The organism is Streptomyces sp. NPDC127119 (genome assembly GCF_042677425.1).
GTDB lineage: Bacteria > Actinomycetota > Actinomycetes > Streptomycetales > Streptomycetaceae > Streptomyces.
The window spans coordinates 203,125-218,134 of record NZ_JBHXTO010000001.1 but is presented as its reverse complement, the minus strand read 5'-3'; the positions used below and the strand labels follow the sequence as shown (position 1 = coordinate 218,134).

Genomic DNA, 15,010 nt, shown 5'->3' with positions numbered 1-15,010 from the left:
CGCACATGTCTGCCACCCCCGGCCCCACCGGGGTCCAGGTGCCGCTCAGCCGCGACCAGGAACGAACTTGGTTCGTCGACCAGTTGAGCAGCTGCTCGTCCGACTACCTCATCCCGCTCCGGCTGCACTTCGCCGGGGCCCTCGACCGCGACGCGCTGCGCCGGTCGCTGGAAGCCCTGGTGGCCCGCCACGAGGTACTGCGCACCGGTGTCGTCGCGGGGGACGCGCGGCCCGTCGGAGTGGTCCGCCCGCCGGACGCGTTCCGGCTGCGGGAGACGACGGCGGCCGACGCGGGGGCGCTCGACGCGGCCCTCGCGAAGGAGGCGGCCACCCCGATGGACCTGGCCGCCGAACCGCCCGTGCGCGCCCTGCTGATCCGCCACGGCGAGCGTGAGCACACCCTCGTCCTCACGATCCACCACGTCGCCGCCGACGACTGGTCCTGCGCCCTCGTCTACGACGAACTGGCCGCCGACTACGCGGCCTTCACCGCGGGGGACCCGTCCCCCGTCCCGGCGCCCGCCGAGCCCTACCGCACCGTCGCCGCCCGCCTCGACGCCCTCGCCGACGAAGCCGAACCGGCCGGGCTGGAGCACTGGCGCACCGCGCTGGCCGACCTCACCCCCTTCGAGGTGCCCGGCGACCGGCCCCGCCCCGCCGTACGGGCCGGGCGGGGAGCGATGCGTACCGCCTTCGTGCTGCCGCCGAAGGTCGCCGAACCGCTCGTCGCGCTCGGCCGCTCCGCGGGAGCCACCCCCGCGATGCTGCTGACCGCCGCGGTCCAGAGCGTCCTGTACCGCTACACCGGCCGGCAGGACGTCACCACCGGCACCACCTACGCGCGCCGCGACGACCCCGCCACCGAGCGCCTGCTCGGCGTCCTCATCAACATGCTGCCCCTGCGGGGCCGACCCTCCCCCGAGCTGACGTTCCGTCAGTTCGTCGAGCGGTTCAGGGAGGTGTCGCTCGACGCGTTCGATCACGCCGACGTCCCCTTCGACCGGCTCGTGGGCGAGAGCGGTGCCGAGCGCGATCCCTCCCGCACCCCGCTGTTCCAGATCCTGGTCAACTTCCGCACCGGCCGCCGCCGTACCCCGCAGCTGCCGGACCTGACCGTGACCGAACTCCCGATGCCGTACGAAGGCGCCAAGTACGACCTCTGCGTCAGCTTCGAGCAGGGTGCCGCGGGGCTGTGGTGCGGCGTGAACTGGGACACCGACCTGTACGACGACGACACCGTGGAGCGCCTGGGACAGTGGCTGGAGCGGCTGCTGCGGCACGTCGCCGAGCGGCCCGACACCCTCCTCGACGACATCCCGCTGCTCTCGGGGCCGGAGCAGGACGCCCTGCGCGCCCTGACCCTGCGCCCGGCCGTCGACACCCCCCGGCGCACCCTGCACGAACTGGTGTCCCTCACGGCCGCGGCCCGGCCCGACGCGGTCGCCCTGGTCGACGCCGACGGCACCACGACCAGCTACGCGGCCCTGGAGTCGGCCGCCAACGCCGTCGCCCGCCGGCTGATCGCCCACGGGGTCGGGCCCGACATCCCCGTGGGCCTGCTGATCGACCGCTCCGTCCCGCTGGTCGTCGGCCTCCTGGGCATTCTCAAGGCGGGCGGCGCCTACCTGCCCATCGAGCCGGCCACGCCCGCCTCCCGGGTCGCCACCCTGCTCACCGACGCCGGTGCCCCGGTCTGCCTCACCGTCCCGGAACACGCGGACACCGTCACCGCCGGGGGCGCCGTCCCGCTCACCGTCGACCCTGACGACCGGGCGGCACCCCCCGCCGTGTCCGTCCACCCCGACCACCTGTGCGCCGTCTACTACACGTCCGGCTCCACCGGCCGGCCCAAGGGCGTGGCCTGCACGCACCGCGGCTGGGTCAACCGGATGGCGTGGATGCAGCACCGGCACGGGCTGCGGCCGGGCGAGACGGTCCTGCACAAGACGACCCTGCCGTTCGACGACGCGGCCGTCGAGATCCTCTGGCCGCTGATCACCGGAGGCACGGTGGCGCTGCTGCCGCCCGGCCTGCACCGCGACCCGCGGGCACTGGTCGACGCCGCCGTCCGCCACCGCGCCGTCCACGTGCAGTTCGTGCCCAGCGTCCTCGACCTCTTCCTCGAAGAACTCAGCCCCGACGACGTCACCGCGCTGCGCCGGAACCTGCGCAGCGTCCTGTCCAGCGGCGAGGCGCTGCGCCCGGTTCTCGTGGAGCGCTTCCGTGCCGCGTTCGGCGACACGGTCAGCCTGGACAACACCTGGGGCGCCACCGAGGTGTCCATCGACTCCACGTTCCACGTCTGCGGCCCCCAGGACACCCGCGGCACCGGCGCGGTCAGCCTCGGCCGGCCCATGGACAACAACGAGGTGCTGGTCCTCGACCACCGCCTCTCCCCCCTGCCGCCCGGTGTCCCCGGCGAGCTGTGCATCGCCGGGACCGGCCTGGCCCGCGGCTATCTGGGCGACCCCGCCAAGACGGCCGCCGCCTTCGTCCCGCACCCCTACCGGCCCGGCGAGCGCGTGTACCGGACCGGCGACCGCGGACGGATGCGACCGGACGGCACCTTCGTCTACCTGGAGCGGATGGACCGCCAGGTGAAGGTGCGCGGCGTCCGGGTGGAACTGGGGGAGGTCGAGGCCGCGCTCCGCGAACACCGCGCGGTGACGGACGCCGCGGTGGTGACCCGCCGCGTCCCCTCCGGCGATCTGCGGCTGGCCGCCTACGTCGCCCTCGACGACACCGGGACGACCGTCCACGAGCTGCGCGAGCACCTGTCCGCCCGGCTGCCCGGGTACGCGGTGCCCTCGACCGTCACCGTGCTGGACGCGCTCCCCCGCTCGGCCAGCGGCAAGCTCAGCCCCTCGCTGCTTCCCGAGCCCGACCCGGCGGACCACCAGAGCGCGGACCACGTCGCTCCCCGCGACGAGACCGAGCGGATCATCGCCGACATCTGGGCCGACGTGCTGTCCCTGCCCCGCATCGGCGTCCTCGACGACTTCTTCTCCTTCGGCGGCCACTCGCTGATCGCCACCCGGGCCGTCAACCGGATGCGGCAGGCCTTCGACGCCCAGCTCCCGCTCAGCGTGATCTTCGAGCGCCCGACCGTCGCCGGAACGGCGGAGTACATCCACGACCTGATCCTGGCCGAGATCGAGGCGATGTCCGACGACGAGGCGCGCCGGCTCCTCACGGAGACCTCCCCGGCCACCACTCCCGCGGACCACGAACGAGGTGCGACACGATGAAGACCCCCCTGCTGCACGAGGCGTTCCTCAAGCACGCCCTGCGCTCCCCCGACGCCCCGGCCCTGCTGTGGTCGGGCGGCACCCTGACCTACGGCGCCCTGGAGCGCCGCTCGGCGGTGCTGGCCGACCGGCTGCTGGCCGCCGGGGTCGGCCGGGGCCGACTGGTCGGGGTCTGCGTCGGCCGCGGCCCCGCGCTGCCCACCGCCCTGCTCGCCGTCATGCGGGCGGGCGCCGCCTGGGTCCCGCTCGACCCGTCCTACCCGCAGGACCGGCTGGAGTACATGCTCGACGACTCCGGTGTCTCCCTGGTGATCGCGGACGAGTCCTCGGCCCGCCGGCTGCCCGCGGGTGTCCGCGTCCTGGACCCGGAGGGCGCCGACGAGACCGCCCCGGCCGCCCTGCCCTCCGTGGGCCGCGGGGATCTCGCCTACGTCATCTACACGTCCGGCTCCACGGGCCGGCCCAAGGGCGTCCTCGTCGAACACGGGAGCGTCGCCGCCACCATCGCCGGGATGCGCGCCGAGTGGGGGGTGGGGGCGGGCGAACGCGTCCTGCAGTTCGCCCCGTCGAGCTTCGACGCCTCCGTCCTGGAGACCGGCGTCGCCCTGACCGGCGGGGCCGCGCTGGTCCTGGCCGACGCCGACAGCGTGGTGCCGGGCCCCGGCCTGGTGGACCTGATGGACCGCTTCGCGGTGACCTTCACCCTGCTGCCGCCGTCCGTCGTCGCCGCGCTCCCGGAGGCCGAACTGCCCGCGCTGCGCACGCTGGTCTGCGGAGGGGAGGCGCTGCCCGCGGAGATCGTGGCCCGCTGGGGGCGCGGCCGGCGCGTCTTCAACGCCTACGGGCCGACCGAGATCTCCATCGTCGCCACCACGGGCGAGGTGAGCGGATCCGGGACGCCCGACATCGGACGCCCGCTGCCGGGCGTACGGATCGACCTGCTGGACAAGGAAGGGCTGCCGGTGCCGCCCGGCGAGATCGGCGAACTCGTCGTCTCCGGCGCCGGAGTGACCCGCGGCTATCTCGGCCGCCCCGCCCTGACCGCGGAACGGTACGTCCCCACCGGGCACGGCCGCGCCTACCGCACCGGCGACCTCGCCCGCCGCCTGCCCGACGGGCGCTACGCGTACGCCGGGCGCGCCGACCACCAGGTCAAGATCCGCGGCTTCCGCGTCGAACCGGGCGAGATCGCCGAGGTGCTGCGCGCGCACCCCGCCGTCTCGGACTCCGTCGTCGTGGCGCGCGGCACCGTCCTGGTCGGCTACGTGTCCGCCCCCGACACCCCGGTGCACCCCGCCGACCTGCGGACCTGGTGCGCACGCACGCTGCCCGCCCACATGGTTCCCTCCACCGTGGTCGTGCTGCCCGCGCTGCCCCTCACCCCGAGCGGCAAGGTGGACCGCCAGGCGCTGCCCTCGCCGTACAGGTCCGGGGTGAGCAGCGGCGACGAACCGGCCACGCCCACCGAGCAGGCCGTCGCCGCGCTGATGTCGGAGCTGCTCGGCGGGACGCCCGCCGGCGCCACCGACGACTTCTTCCAACTCGGCGGCCACTCCCTGCTGGTGGGCCGCCTCGCCGCCCGTATCCGCAGCGACCACGGCACCGACATCCCGCTCTCCCACCTCTTCCACCACGCCACACCACGGAAGATCGCCGCACTGGTCGACGGCGGCGCGCCTCTCGACGACGGCGAGGCGGTCCCCGAGGTGCCCCCGATGCGGCACGCGGACCGCACCCGGCCGATCCCGCTGTCCTTCCCCCAGGAGCGTGTCTGGTTCCTCGAACAGCTCTCGCCGCTCAACGAGGCGTACCGGATGCAGGCCACGCTCACCCTGCGCGGCCCCCTGGACATGACCGCCCTGCGCGCCGCGCTCACCGAGCTGGTCCGCCGCCACGAGATCCTGCGCACCGCGTTCCGTGAGGTCGACGGGGTGCCGGCGCAGTGCCCCGTGGAGATGGACGCCGTCACCGTCGACGTACCCCTGGTGGACCTCTCCGCCCTCTCCGAGGCCGAACGCGAGCGCGCCTGGGAGGAGTTGACGGCCAAGGAGCAGGCCACGCCGTTCGACCTCCAGGCGCCCCCGCTGGCCCGCTGGGTCGTGGCCAGGGACGCCCCGGACTCGCACCGGCTGCTCCATGTGGAGCACCATCTGGTGCACGACGGCTGGTCGTTCGCGGTGTTCGTGAAGGAACTCACCGCTCTGTACTGCGTGTTCGCCGAGGGCGCCGTCGCCCCGCCGGAGCCGCGCTTCCAGTTCGCCGATCTCGCCGCCTGGCAGCGGTCCTGGCTGGACGGCCCCGTGATGGACCGCTATCTCGATCACTGGGCGAAGGCCCTGGACGGGGCCCCCGCGGCTCTCGAACTGCCCACCGACCGGCCCCGCCCGCCGGAGTTCACCTTCCGCGGCGACGTCGTACGGCTGACCCTCGACCCGGACGAGTACCACCGGCTGCGGGAGCGGGCCCGGGAGTTCGGGGTCACCCTCTATTCGACGATGCTGACCGCGTTCGCCGCCCTGCTGTCGCGGTACGCGGACCAGACCGACTTCGTGCTCGGCGTCGGGGTGGCCAACCGCAGGCTCGCCGAGGCGGAGCGCCTGATCGGGATGATGGTCAACACGGTGCCGCTGCGGGTCCGTCTCGACGGCGATCCCACGTTCCGGCAGTTGCTGGAGCAGGTCCACGGCACGGCGGTCGAGGGGTACGGCTGGCAGGACGTGCCACTGCAGAAGCTCGTCAAGGCCCTCGCCCCGACCCGCGACCTGTCCCGCAACCCGCTGTTCTCCGCCATGTTCAGCTTCCACGACTCCGCGGTCCCCGACCTCGACTTCGCCGGGCTGCGCGGCGAGGTGTTCATGGGGCACAACGGGTCCGCGAAGGCCGACCTGAACATCGTCGCCATCCCCCGCGCCGAGCAGCGCGTGGGCAAGCGCCCCAGCAGCGAGGACGACTCGCTGACCATCATCTGGGAGTACGCCACCGACCTGTTCGACGCCGAGACGATGCGGAGCATGGTGGGCGCCTACCGCGACCTGCTGCGCACCGCGCTCGACGAGCCCGACCTGCCGGTGTCCAGGTTCCGGCTCACCAGCGCGGCTGCGGCGCCGGCCGCCGAGGCCGCGTCCGCCGGGCCCACGCCGGTGGAACGGGTGGAACGGCAGATCGCCGAGCACCCCGACAGGACGGCCCTGAGCACGGGCCCGGACTCCGTCACCTACCGCGAACTGGGCGCCCGCGCCGACCGTTTGGCGGGGGTGCTGTCCCGCCTGGGCGCCGGACCCGGACGTCCCGCAGCCCTGCGGCTGCCGCCCGGCACCGACCTGGTGGCCGCACTGCTGGCCGCCGCCCGTACCGGGGTCCCGGCGCGGGTCCTCGCCCCCGGAACCGAACCGGCGGCCACGGAGGCGCTCGTCACCGAGGCCGTGACCCGACGGACGGAGGCCGCCGATCCCGGCGGACGGGACGGCGGGCACCGGCCGGCCGGCAGTGACGTACTGGCGCTGGTGGGCCGGGCCGAGATCACCCACGCCGCGCTCACCGGCGCGGTCGCCGCACTCGACGCCCTCGGCTTCGGGGCGGGACACGTCCCGCAGACCGCCGCGGCCGACAGCTCCCTGTTCCTCCTTGAGGTGTGGACCACCCTGGCTCGCGGCGGCACCCTCGTCCTCACCGGGACACCGGAGCCCTCGCCCGCAGCGCTGGCCGCCCTCCTCGCCGGGCGTCAGGAGCCGTTCGCCGCGCTCCTCCTGCCCGACACGACCGTCAACACCCTCCTCGCGCACCACCGCGAGGCGCTGGCCCACGGCGCCGACGCCGTCCTCGCGATCGGCGCCGACACCGATCCCGCGGCCCTGCGGGAACCCGTCGGCGCCCGCCTCGCCACCGGATTCGGCACCCCGGACCTGCCGCTGGCCCTGTACCGGCCGCACGACGGCGTGCCGGGACCCTCCGCGGTCGTGATGCCGGTCGGTCTCCCCGTGCCCGGCGTCGCCGCCGCCGTCCTCGACAGCCACGGCGAGCCGCTGCCCGCCGGGGTCCCCGGCGAACTCCACCTCGCGCGGGGCGCGGGGGCGAGGTTCGCCCCCACCGGTCACCGGGCCCGCCACACCGCCGCCGGCGGCTTCGAGATCCTCGGCCCGACCGGGGTCTGGCCGACCGTCTCGGGTTTCCGCGTCGCGCCCTACGAGACCCGCACCCGGCTGACCTCGCACCGCGGGATCGCCGAGGCGGCGGTCTTCAGCGCCGACGGCGAACTCCACGCCTACCTCGTACCGCACACCGGTTCCGTCATCCCGGACGACGGCGAACTCGTCGACTTCCTCGCCGAGTCGCTGCCCGACTACCAGATCCCCGCCCGCTTCGTGGCGGTGCCCACGCTGCCCGCACGGGCGACCCGACTCACCGCGCCGAGGCCGGCCACCCGCTCGTGACCGCCCCCGCACCCCAGCACCCGACCTCCGACCCTCGATCGAGGTAGCCATGCTGCACGACATGTCCACAGCACCGTCCGGGACGGCGGTCCGCATCCGGGGAACCCACCACAGCGTCGGCCACCACGGAGAGATCCTCCAGGGCGTCTTCGAGTCCGACGGACGCCTGCGCCGCGCACTGATCACCCTCCCGTGCCCCCTCTACGAGTCCCACGCCGTCTTCGAGCCGTCCGACACCAGCACCGGGGTCACCGTCCTCGACCCCTGGCGGACCAAGGCGGGCCGGGCCGCCGAACTCGCCCTGCGCACCCTGGGCGGCGCCCTCACCGGCGGCACCCTCGGCCTGACCAGCAACATCCCGCCCAGTCGCGGCTTCGGCTCCTCCACCGCCGACGTCGTGGCGGCCATCGGAGCCGTGTACGACGCCGCCGGGCGCCGGCCCAGCCCCGCCCAGTACGCCGCCCTGGCCGTCGCCGCCGAGACCGCCTCCGACGCGCTCATGTACGCCCACCGGGCCGTCCTGTTCGCCCACCGCGAGGGCGAGGTCATCGAGGAACTGGGCGGCCCGCTGATGCCGCTGGCCGTCGTCGGCTTCGGCACCAGCGAGGACAGCACGGGCACCGACACCCTCGCCCTGCCGCCCGCGCGCTACTCGGTCTGGGAGATCGAGGCGTTCCGCCCGCTGCTCGGCGCGGCCCGCCGGGCCGTCCGCACCGGTGACGTCGCCCTGCTCGGCCGGGTGGCGACCGCCAGCGCCCGCCTCAACCAGCGCCACCTGCCCGTCCCCCAGCTCACGGACCTGCTGCGGGTCACCGAGGCGGTGGGCGCGGCCGGGCTCCAGGTCGCGCACAGCGGTGACGTGGCCGGACTCCTCTTCGACCCCGACCTGCCCGATCTCGCCACCCGCACCGACAGCGCCCGCAAGCACCTCGCCGACCTGGGCATCGGCGACTCCTGGTACTTCACCACCAAGAACTGAGAGCGGAGACCATGAGATCACCCACTCTGCCCGCGGCCAGCGACTCGGTCGTCGAGGCGACCGTCCTGCCGCGGCTCATACGCCTCGGCCCCAACCTGTGCGTGGCCGCGTTCACCCTGATGAAGCTGCTCCCGGCCCGCTTCATGCTCGACCGCGCCGAGCAGCGCGGCGAACTCGCCCCCGACACCACGGTCCTGGAGACCTCGTCGGGCACCTTCGCCCTCGGCCTGGCGATGGTGTGCCGGCTGCGCGGCTATCCCCTGGTCATCGTCGGCGACCCGGCCATCGACCCCGCGCTGCGCCGCAGGCTCGGCGAGCTGGGCGCCCGGGTCGAGATCTGCACCGAACCCAGCCCGCGCGGAGGTTTCCAGCAGGCCCGGCTCGACCGGCTGGAGGAACTGCGGAGCGTCTACCCCGACCACTACGTCCCGGGCCAGTACGACAACCCGGACAACCCCAACGCGTACGCCGCGGTCGCCGAGCAGATCGCGGAGACCGTCGGCGCCGTGGACTGCCTGGTCGGACCGGTCGGCTCCGGAGGGTCCACCGGGGGCACCGCCGCCTTCCTGCGGCTGCCCCAGCCGCACATGCGCCTGATCGGCGTGGACACCTCGCCCAGCGCCATCTTCGGCCAGACCGACGGGCCCCGCGTCGTGCGCGGCCTCGGCAACAGCCTCGTACCGTCCAACGTCAGCCACGACGCCTACGACGAGGTGCACTGGGCGGGCCCCGCGGAGGTCGTCCGGGCCACCCGCGAACTGCACGCCCGGCACGCCCTCTACATGGGCCCCACCAGCGGCGCGTCCTTCCTCGTCGCCCGCTGGTACGCCGAACGCAACCCCGACGCCCAGGTGGTCGCCTTCCTCCCCGACGAGGGGCACCGCTACCAGGACTCGGTCTACCGGGACGAGTGGCTCGCGGAGCGGGGCCTGCTGGACGGCCCGGCCGCCACCACGCCCCGCACCGTCACCGACCCCGGCGACGCCGTCGGGGGGTGGGCGCGCATGGAGTGGCGCCGCCGCACCCTCGACGACGCCCTGCGCGGCGCCGCCGCCCGGCCGGGCCCCGTCCCCTTTCCCGAGGAGCAGCGATGACCGAGCCCTTCCTGGTCCTCGTCGAGTCCAACACCTCCGGCACCGGGCCGCTGTTCGCCCGGCGCGCCCGGGACCTCGGGGTCCGGCCGGTGCTGCTGGCCGAGGACCCCGGCCGCTACGGGTACGCCCGTACCGAGGACATCACCGTGGTCGAGGCCGACACGTCCAGCGCCGGGGCGGTCCTCGACGCGATCGCCGCGCTCGGCGCCGGTCCGCCGGCCGGGGTGACCACCAGTTCCGACTACTTCGTCCCCGTCGCCGCCGAGGCGGCGCACGCGCTCGGCCTGCCGGGACCCGACCCGGGGGCCGTGACCCGGTGCCGGCACAAGGGCCATCAGCGGGCGGCGCTCGCCGCGGGGGGCGTGCCCGTGGCCGCCCACACCCTGGTGACCGACGCCGACGCCGTCCTCGACGCCGTCGGGCGCACGGGACTGCCGGTGGTCCTCAAACCCGCCGACGGCTCCGGCAGCACCGGCGTCCGCCTGTGCCGCGACCGCGCGCAGGCCGCCGAGCACGCGGCCCGCCTGCTGGCCCGTACGCACAACGAGCGCGGCATCCCGACCGCCCCCGGCCTGCTCGTCGAGGAGTACGTGGACGGGCCCGAGTTCTCCGTCGAGGTGTTCGGCCGCACCCCCGTCGCCGTCGTGCGCAAACACCTCGGCGCCGCCCCGCACTTCGTCGAGACGGGGCACGACGTACCGGCTCCCGTGCCCGCCGGTACGGCACAGCTCCTCGCGGACACGGCCGTGGCCGCGGTGAAGGCGCTCGGCCTCGGCCACGGGGCGGCCCACGTCGAACTGCGGCTGGCCGCCCGCGGACCCGTGCTCATCGAGGTCAACCCACGGCTCGCGGGCGGCATGATTCCCGAGCTGATCCGTTCCGCCCTGGGGATCGACCTGGTCGCCGCCCAGGTCGGCGCGGCCCTCGGCCACCGGCCTGACCTGGAACCCCGCAGCGCGCGGCACGCCGCACTGCGCTTCCTCGTGGTCGACGAACCCTCGGTGCTCGACGATCCGCCCACGGCCACCGCCGGTCCGCCGCGGTACGTCACCGCCACGGTCCTCACGGGAAGCCGCGGCGTCCCGCTCGTACCGCGGCACGACCACCGCGACCGGGTCGGCCACGCCACCGCCACCGCCCCCAGCGCCTCATCCGCCGCACGGGCGGCGGAGGACGCGCTGGCCCGGCTGCGCACCTCCCTACGACCGCGACGCGCCGAGGAGAGCCCCGTATGACCGCCACCGCCGAGGCCACCGCGACCGCCACAGCCACCGCCACCGGACGTCTGACCTCCGCCGTGCACCCGGCCGCCGCGGAGATCCTCTTCGAAAGGCATCTGCGGGTCCCCCCGGACCCGGTGGCCGCCGAACTGGGCCCCACCAGCGAGGTGGACCGCGCCCATGTCGTCATGCTCACCGAACAGGGCGTCATCGAGCGCGGGACGGCCGCCCGGCTGCTCGCCGGCATCGAGGACCTGCGCGCCGCGGACTTCGCCCCGCTGCGGCACCTCCCCGCCCCGCGGGGCCGCTACCTCGCCTACGAGGGCCACCTCGTGGACACCCTGGGCGAAGAAACCGGCGGTGTCCTGCACAGCGGCCGTTCCCGCAACGACCTCAACGCCACCGTGCTCAGGCTCCAGTTGCGACGCCCCTACGACCGCCTGCTCACCGAGACGGACGCCCTGGGCCGGGCCCTCGTCGACCGGGGGCGCCGCTGGCACACCACCGTCATGCCCGCCTACACCCACCACCAGCCCGCCGTGCCCATCACCTACGGCCACTACCTCGCCGGGGTCGCCGCGGCCCTCGTACGGGATCTGGACCAGCTCGACCACGCGGGCCGCGAACTCGGCGAGAACCCCCTCGGCGCCGGGGCCGTCGGGGGCACCACCCTGCCCGTCGACGCGGCCCGCACCACCGAACTGCTGGGCTTCGACGCACCCCTCACCAACTCCCTGCACGCCGTGGCGTCCCGGGACGTGGTGCTGCGGCTGCTCGCCGCGTGCACCGTCCTCGGTGTGCTCCTGACCCGGACCGCGCACGACCTCCAGTCCTGGACCAGTGCCGAGAACCCGCTGCTCGTCCTGCCCGACAGCCTGGTCGGCAGCAGCTCGATGATGCCGCAGAAGCGCAACCCGTTCCTGCTGGAGAACATCCAGGGCAGGGCTGCGGGCGCGCTCGGCGCGCTCACCGCGGCGACCGCGGCCATGTCGACCGCGCGGTACACCAACGCGATCGCGGTGGGCACCGAGGCGGTCGGCCATGTGTGGTCCGCCCTGGAGGCCACCACCGACGCCGTGGTCCTGCTGCGGCTGATGACCGAGGGCGCGGAACCCGACCCGGACACCATGCGGCGGCGCGCCGCCGACGGGCAGACCGCCGCCACCGCGCTCGCCGAGCGTCTCGTCGTGGCGGGGGTGCCGTTCCGCACGGCCCACCACATGGTCGGCGACATCAGCAGGGTGGCCCTCGCCACCGGCCGCTCCTTCGGGGCCACCGCCGCCGAGCACCTCGGCGACCGGCACCGCGGCCTGCTCGACGGCCTCGACCCCGACTCGGTCGCCGCCTCCGCGAACGCCGGGGGCGGGCCCGCCGCGGCCTCCGTGACCGCCGCCCTCGACGACTCCGCCGACCGTCTCGACCGGCTCGGCGCCGCCGCCGACGCCCGCAGGAGCCGCTGGGCGTCCGCCGAACGCGCGCTCGCCGCCGCCGTGTCGACCCTGATCCGTCAACCGTGAGGAGCCCGGCCATGAGCCACGTCGTGGAACTGCGCAGCGACACGTTCACCCTGCCCACCCCCCGGATGCTCGCCGCCGCCACCGCGGCGCGGCTCGGCGACGACGTCTACGGCGAGGACCCGACCGTCGCCGAACTGGAGTCCATGTCGGCCAAGGTGCTGGGCAAGCAGGCCGGCTGCCTGATGCCCAGCGGCACCATGGCCAACCTCGCCGCCCTCCTCACCCACAGCCCGCGCGGCGGCAAGGCCGTCGTCGGCGCCGAATCGGACATCTACGTCTACGAGGCGGGCGGCGCCTCGGTGTTCGGCGGCATCGTCTACGAACCCATAACCGCCGCCGAGGACGGCACCCTGCCCCTGGACGCGGTGGCCGAGGCGTTCGAGGTCGACCGGGACGACCCCCAGTTCGCGCTGCCCGCCGTCCTGACGCTGGAGACCCCGCACAACCGCCGCGGCGGCATCCCCCTCACCCCCGGCTACCTCGCGGCGGCCGGCGCCCTCGCCCGGAGGCACGGCGTCGCCCTGCATCTGGACGGGGCCCGCATCTTCAACGCGGCCCTCGCTCTCGGCGTACCGGCCGCCGACCTCGCCGCTCCGGCCGACACCGTCCAGTTCTGCCTGTCCAAGGGGCTGTCCGCGCCGATCGGGTCGATGCTCGTCGGCGACGAGGCGTCCATCTCGACCGCCCGCCGCTACCGCAAGATGCTCGGCGGCGGGATGCGGCAGGCGGGCATGATCGCGGCGTGCGGGATCGTCGCCCTGACCGACATGACCGACCGCCTCGCCGACGACCACGCACACGCCCGCAGGCTGGCCGACGGCCTCGCCGACGTCCCCGGCCTGCGGCTCGACCCGGAGCCGCCGCGCACCAACATGGTGTTCTTCACCGTGGACGACGAGGGCACCTCCCACACCACCGAGTCCTTCATCGAGGCGGCGCGCGTCCGTGGCGTCCACCTCGCGGAACTGGGGCGGGGCCGTATCCGGGCGGTCACCCACTCGGGTGTCACGGCCGCCGACATCGACCGGGCCGTGGACGTGCTCACGGACGCGGTGTCCGCCGCTCCCCGGACCACGCGGTGAGCGAGCCGCCCACCGCCACCGCGCCCCCGCCCTCCTCCTTGCGGCACCACCGTGCGTTCCGGCTCTTCTGGGCGGCCGACTCGGTCAGCCAGTTCGGCACGTACGTCGGCAACGCCCTGCTGCCGCTGCTCGCCGCCACCACGCTGGCGGCGACCCCGCTGGAGATGGGGCTGCTCAGCGCCGCGGAGACCATGGGCTACCTGCTGATCGGGCTGCCCGCGGGGGTGTGGGTGGCCCGGGCCCGCCAGCGCCGGCTGATGCGGCGCGCCAACACCGGCCGGGCACTGCTGCTGTGCACGATCCCGGTGGCCTGGTGGAGCGGCCTGCTCAGCGTCGCCCAGCTCATCGCCGTCGCCCTGCTGTGCGGCATCCTCGCCGTCCTCTTCGACGTCGCCTACCAGTCCCATCTGCCGGCCCTGGTCGACCGCGACCGGCTCCTGGAGGGCAACGCCCGCCTCCAGTCCAGCCAGTCCCTGGCCCAGATCACCGGGCCCGGCATCGGCGGCTCCCTCGTCCAGCTGTCGGGGCCCGCCGCTCCCGTGCTGGCGACGGCCCTCGGCTATCTGACGTCCAGTCTGCTGCTGCGCCGCGTACGCGAACCGGACCCGGCGAACCCTCCCGACGGCACGGGCCCGCCCCTGCTCGCCGAGGTGGGTGAGGGGCTGCGTTTCATGGCCCGTCACCGCACCCTGCTCGCCATCACCGGCTGCACCGCGACCGCCAACTTCTTCGCCGGTGTACTCGGTGCCGTACAGGTCCTGTTCCTGACCGGCGTCCTCGGTCTCAGCGGCTCCGCGGCCGGGGCCACCCTGAGCGTCCTGGGCCTGGGCGGGGTGCTCGGCGCACTGTCGGCGCACCGGGTCGTCCGCCGGATCGGCCAGGCACGGGCGGTCTGGCTGGTACCGCTGACCACGTTCCCGGCCCTGCTGCTGGTGCCGCTCGCGGGCCGGGGCACCCTGCTCGCCCTCACCCCGGCACTGGCCGGCCTGCTCGTCACCGGCTACGGCATCGTCGTGTACAACGTCGCCCAGGTCAGCTACCGCCAAGTGGTCTGCCCCGAGGCGATGCTGGCCAGGGCGAACGCCACCGTCCGCTTCGTCGGCTTCGGCGCGGTGACACTCGGGGCACTGCTCGGGGGCGTACTGGGCGAGTCCATCGGAATCAGGGGCACGCTGTGGATCGCCGCCGCGGGCACGTCCCTGGCCGCCGCCTGGGTGGTGTGCTCCCCACTGCGCGGCATGCACGACTTCACGCCGACGCCGACGGGGACGAGGACGGCCGGAACGTGATCACGACCGTCGGCCCGGCAGCCGGTCCGACCGCCCTCCGGTCCGTCCGCCGCGCCCCCTGCGCGCGGGCGGCGGCCCGGGCGGGACGCCCGTGACCGGAAGGCGGCGGGGCGAAACGGCACTCAGCGGACGAGGGGCGGCAACTCGGTCG

At 74.9% G+C, this 15,010-nt stretch carries 8 protein-coding genes; all 8 read left to right on the top strand.

Translation table 11 applies throughout. The annotated features are described in order from the left end of the window. Positions 1-5 precede the first annotated feature (5 nt). The 8 genes from ACFVH5_RS00775 (at position 6) to ACFVH5_RS00740 (ending at position 14,859) form a co-directional block, all read left to right on the top strand. Positions 6-3,248 carry an amino acid adenylation domain-containing protein gene (locus ACFVH5_RS00775; protein WP_385830951.1) on the top strand — a complete coding sequence of 1,081 codons (3,243 nt, stop codon included), beginning with the start codon at positions 6-8 and terminating at the stop codon, positions 3,246-3,248. Beyond that, entirely contained in the window at positions 3,245-7,678 is a 4,434-nt protein-coding gene (locus tag ACFVH5_RS00770) for an amino acid adenylation domain-containing protein (RefSeq protein WP_385830950.1), read from the top strand. Before ACFVH5_RS00775 ends, ACFVH5_RS00770 begins: the two co-directional genes overlap by 4 nt. Before the next feature lie 61 nt (positions 7,679-7,739). Next, positions 7,740-8,657: a GHMP kinase gene (locus ACFVH5_RS00765; RefSeq protein ID WP_384798363.1), complete on the top strand. Its 918-nt coding sequence runs from the start codon at positions 7,740-7,742 to the stop codon at positions 8,655-8,657. An 11-nt stretch (positions 8,658-8,668) separates the two neighbouring features. Then, positions 8,669-9,751, top strand: coding sequence for a pyridoxal-phosphate dependent enzyme (locus tag ACFVH5_RS00760; protein WP_385830949.1), 1,083 nt, complete (start codon positions 8,669-8,671; stop codon positions 9,749-9,751). Beyond that, complete coding sequence (locus ACFVH5_RS00755; protein ID WP_385830948.1) at positions 9,748-10,986, top strand: ATP-grasp domain-containing protein; 1,239 nt, start codon at positions 9,748-9,750, stop codon at positions 10,984-10,986. Before ACFVH5_RS00760 ends, ACFVH5_RS00755 begins: the two co-directional genes overlap by 4 nt. Then, positions 10,983-12,488: a lyase family protein gene (locus ACFVH5_RS00750; protein ID WP_385830947.1), complete on the top strand. Its 1,506-nt coding sequence runs from the start codon at positions 10,983-10,985 to the stop codon at positions 12,486-12,488. The genes ACFVH5_RS00755 and ACFVH5_RS00750 overlap by 4 nt, the downstream gene beginning before the upstream one ends. Before the next feature lie 11 nt (positions 12,489-12,499). Continuing rightward, positions 12,500-13,570: a GntG family PLP-dependent aldolase gene (locus tag ACFVH5_RS00745; RefSeq protein ID WP_385830946.1), complete on the top strand. Its 1,071-nt coding sequence runs from the start codon at positions 12,500-12,502 to the stop codon at positions 13,568-13,570. Further along, entirely contained in the window at positions 13,567-14,859 is a 1,293-nt protein-coding gene (locus ACFVH5_RS00740; RefSeq protein ID WP_385830944.1) for an MFS transporter, read from the top strand. The genes ACFVH5_RS00745 and ACFVH5_RS00740 overlap by 4 nt, the downstream gene beginning before the upstream one ends. Positions 14,860-15,010 lie beyond the last annotated feature (151 nt).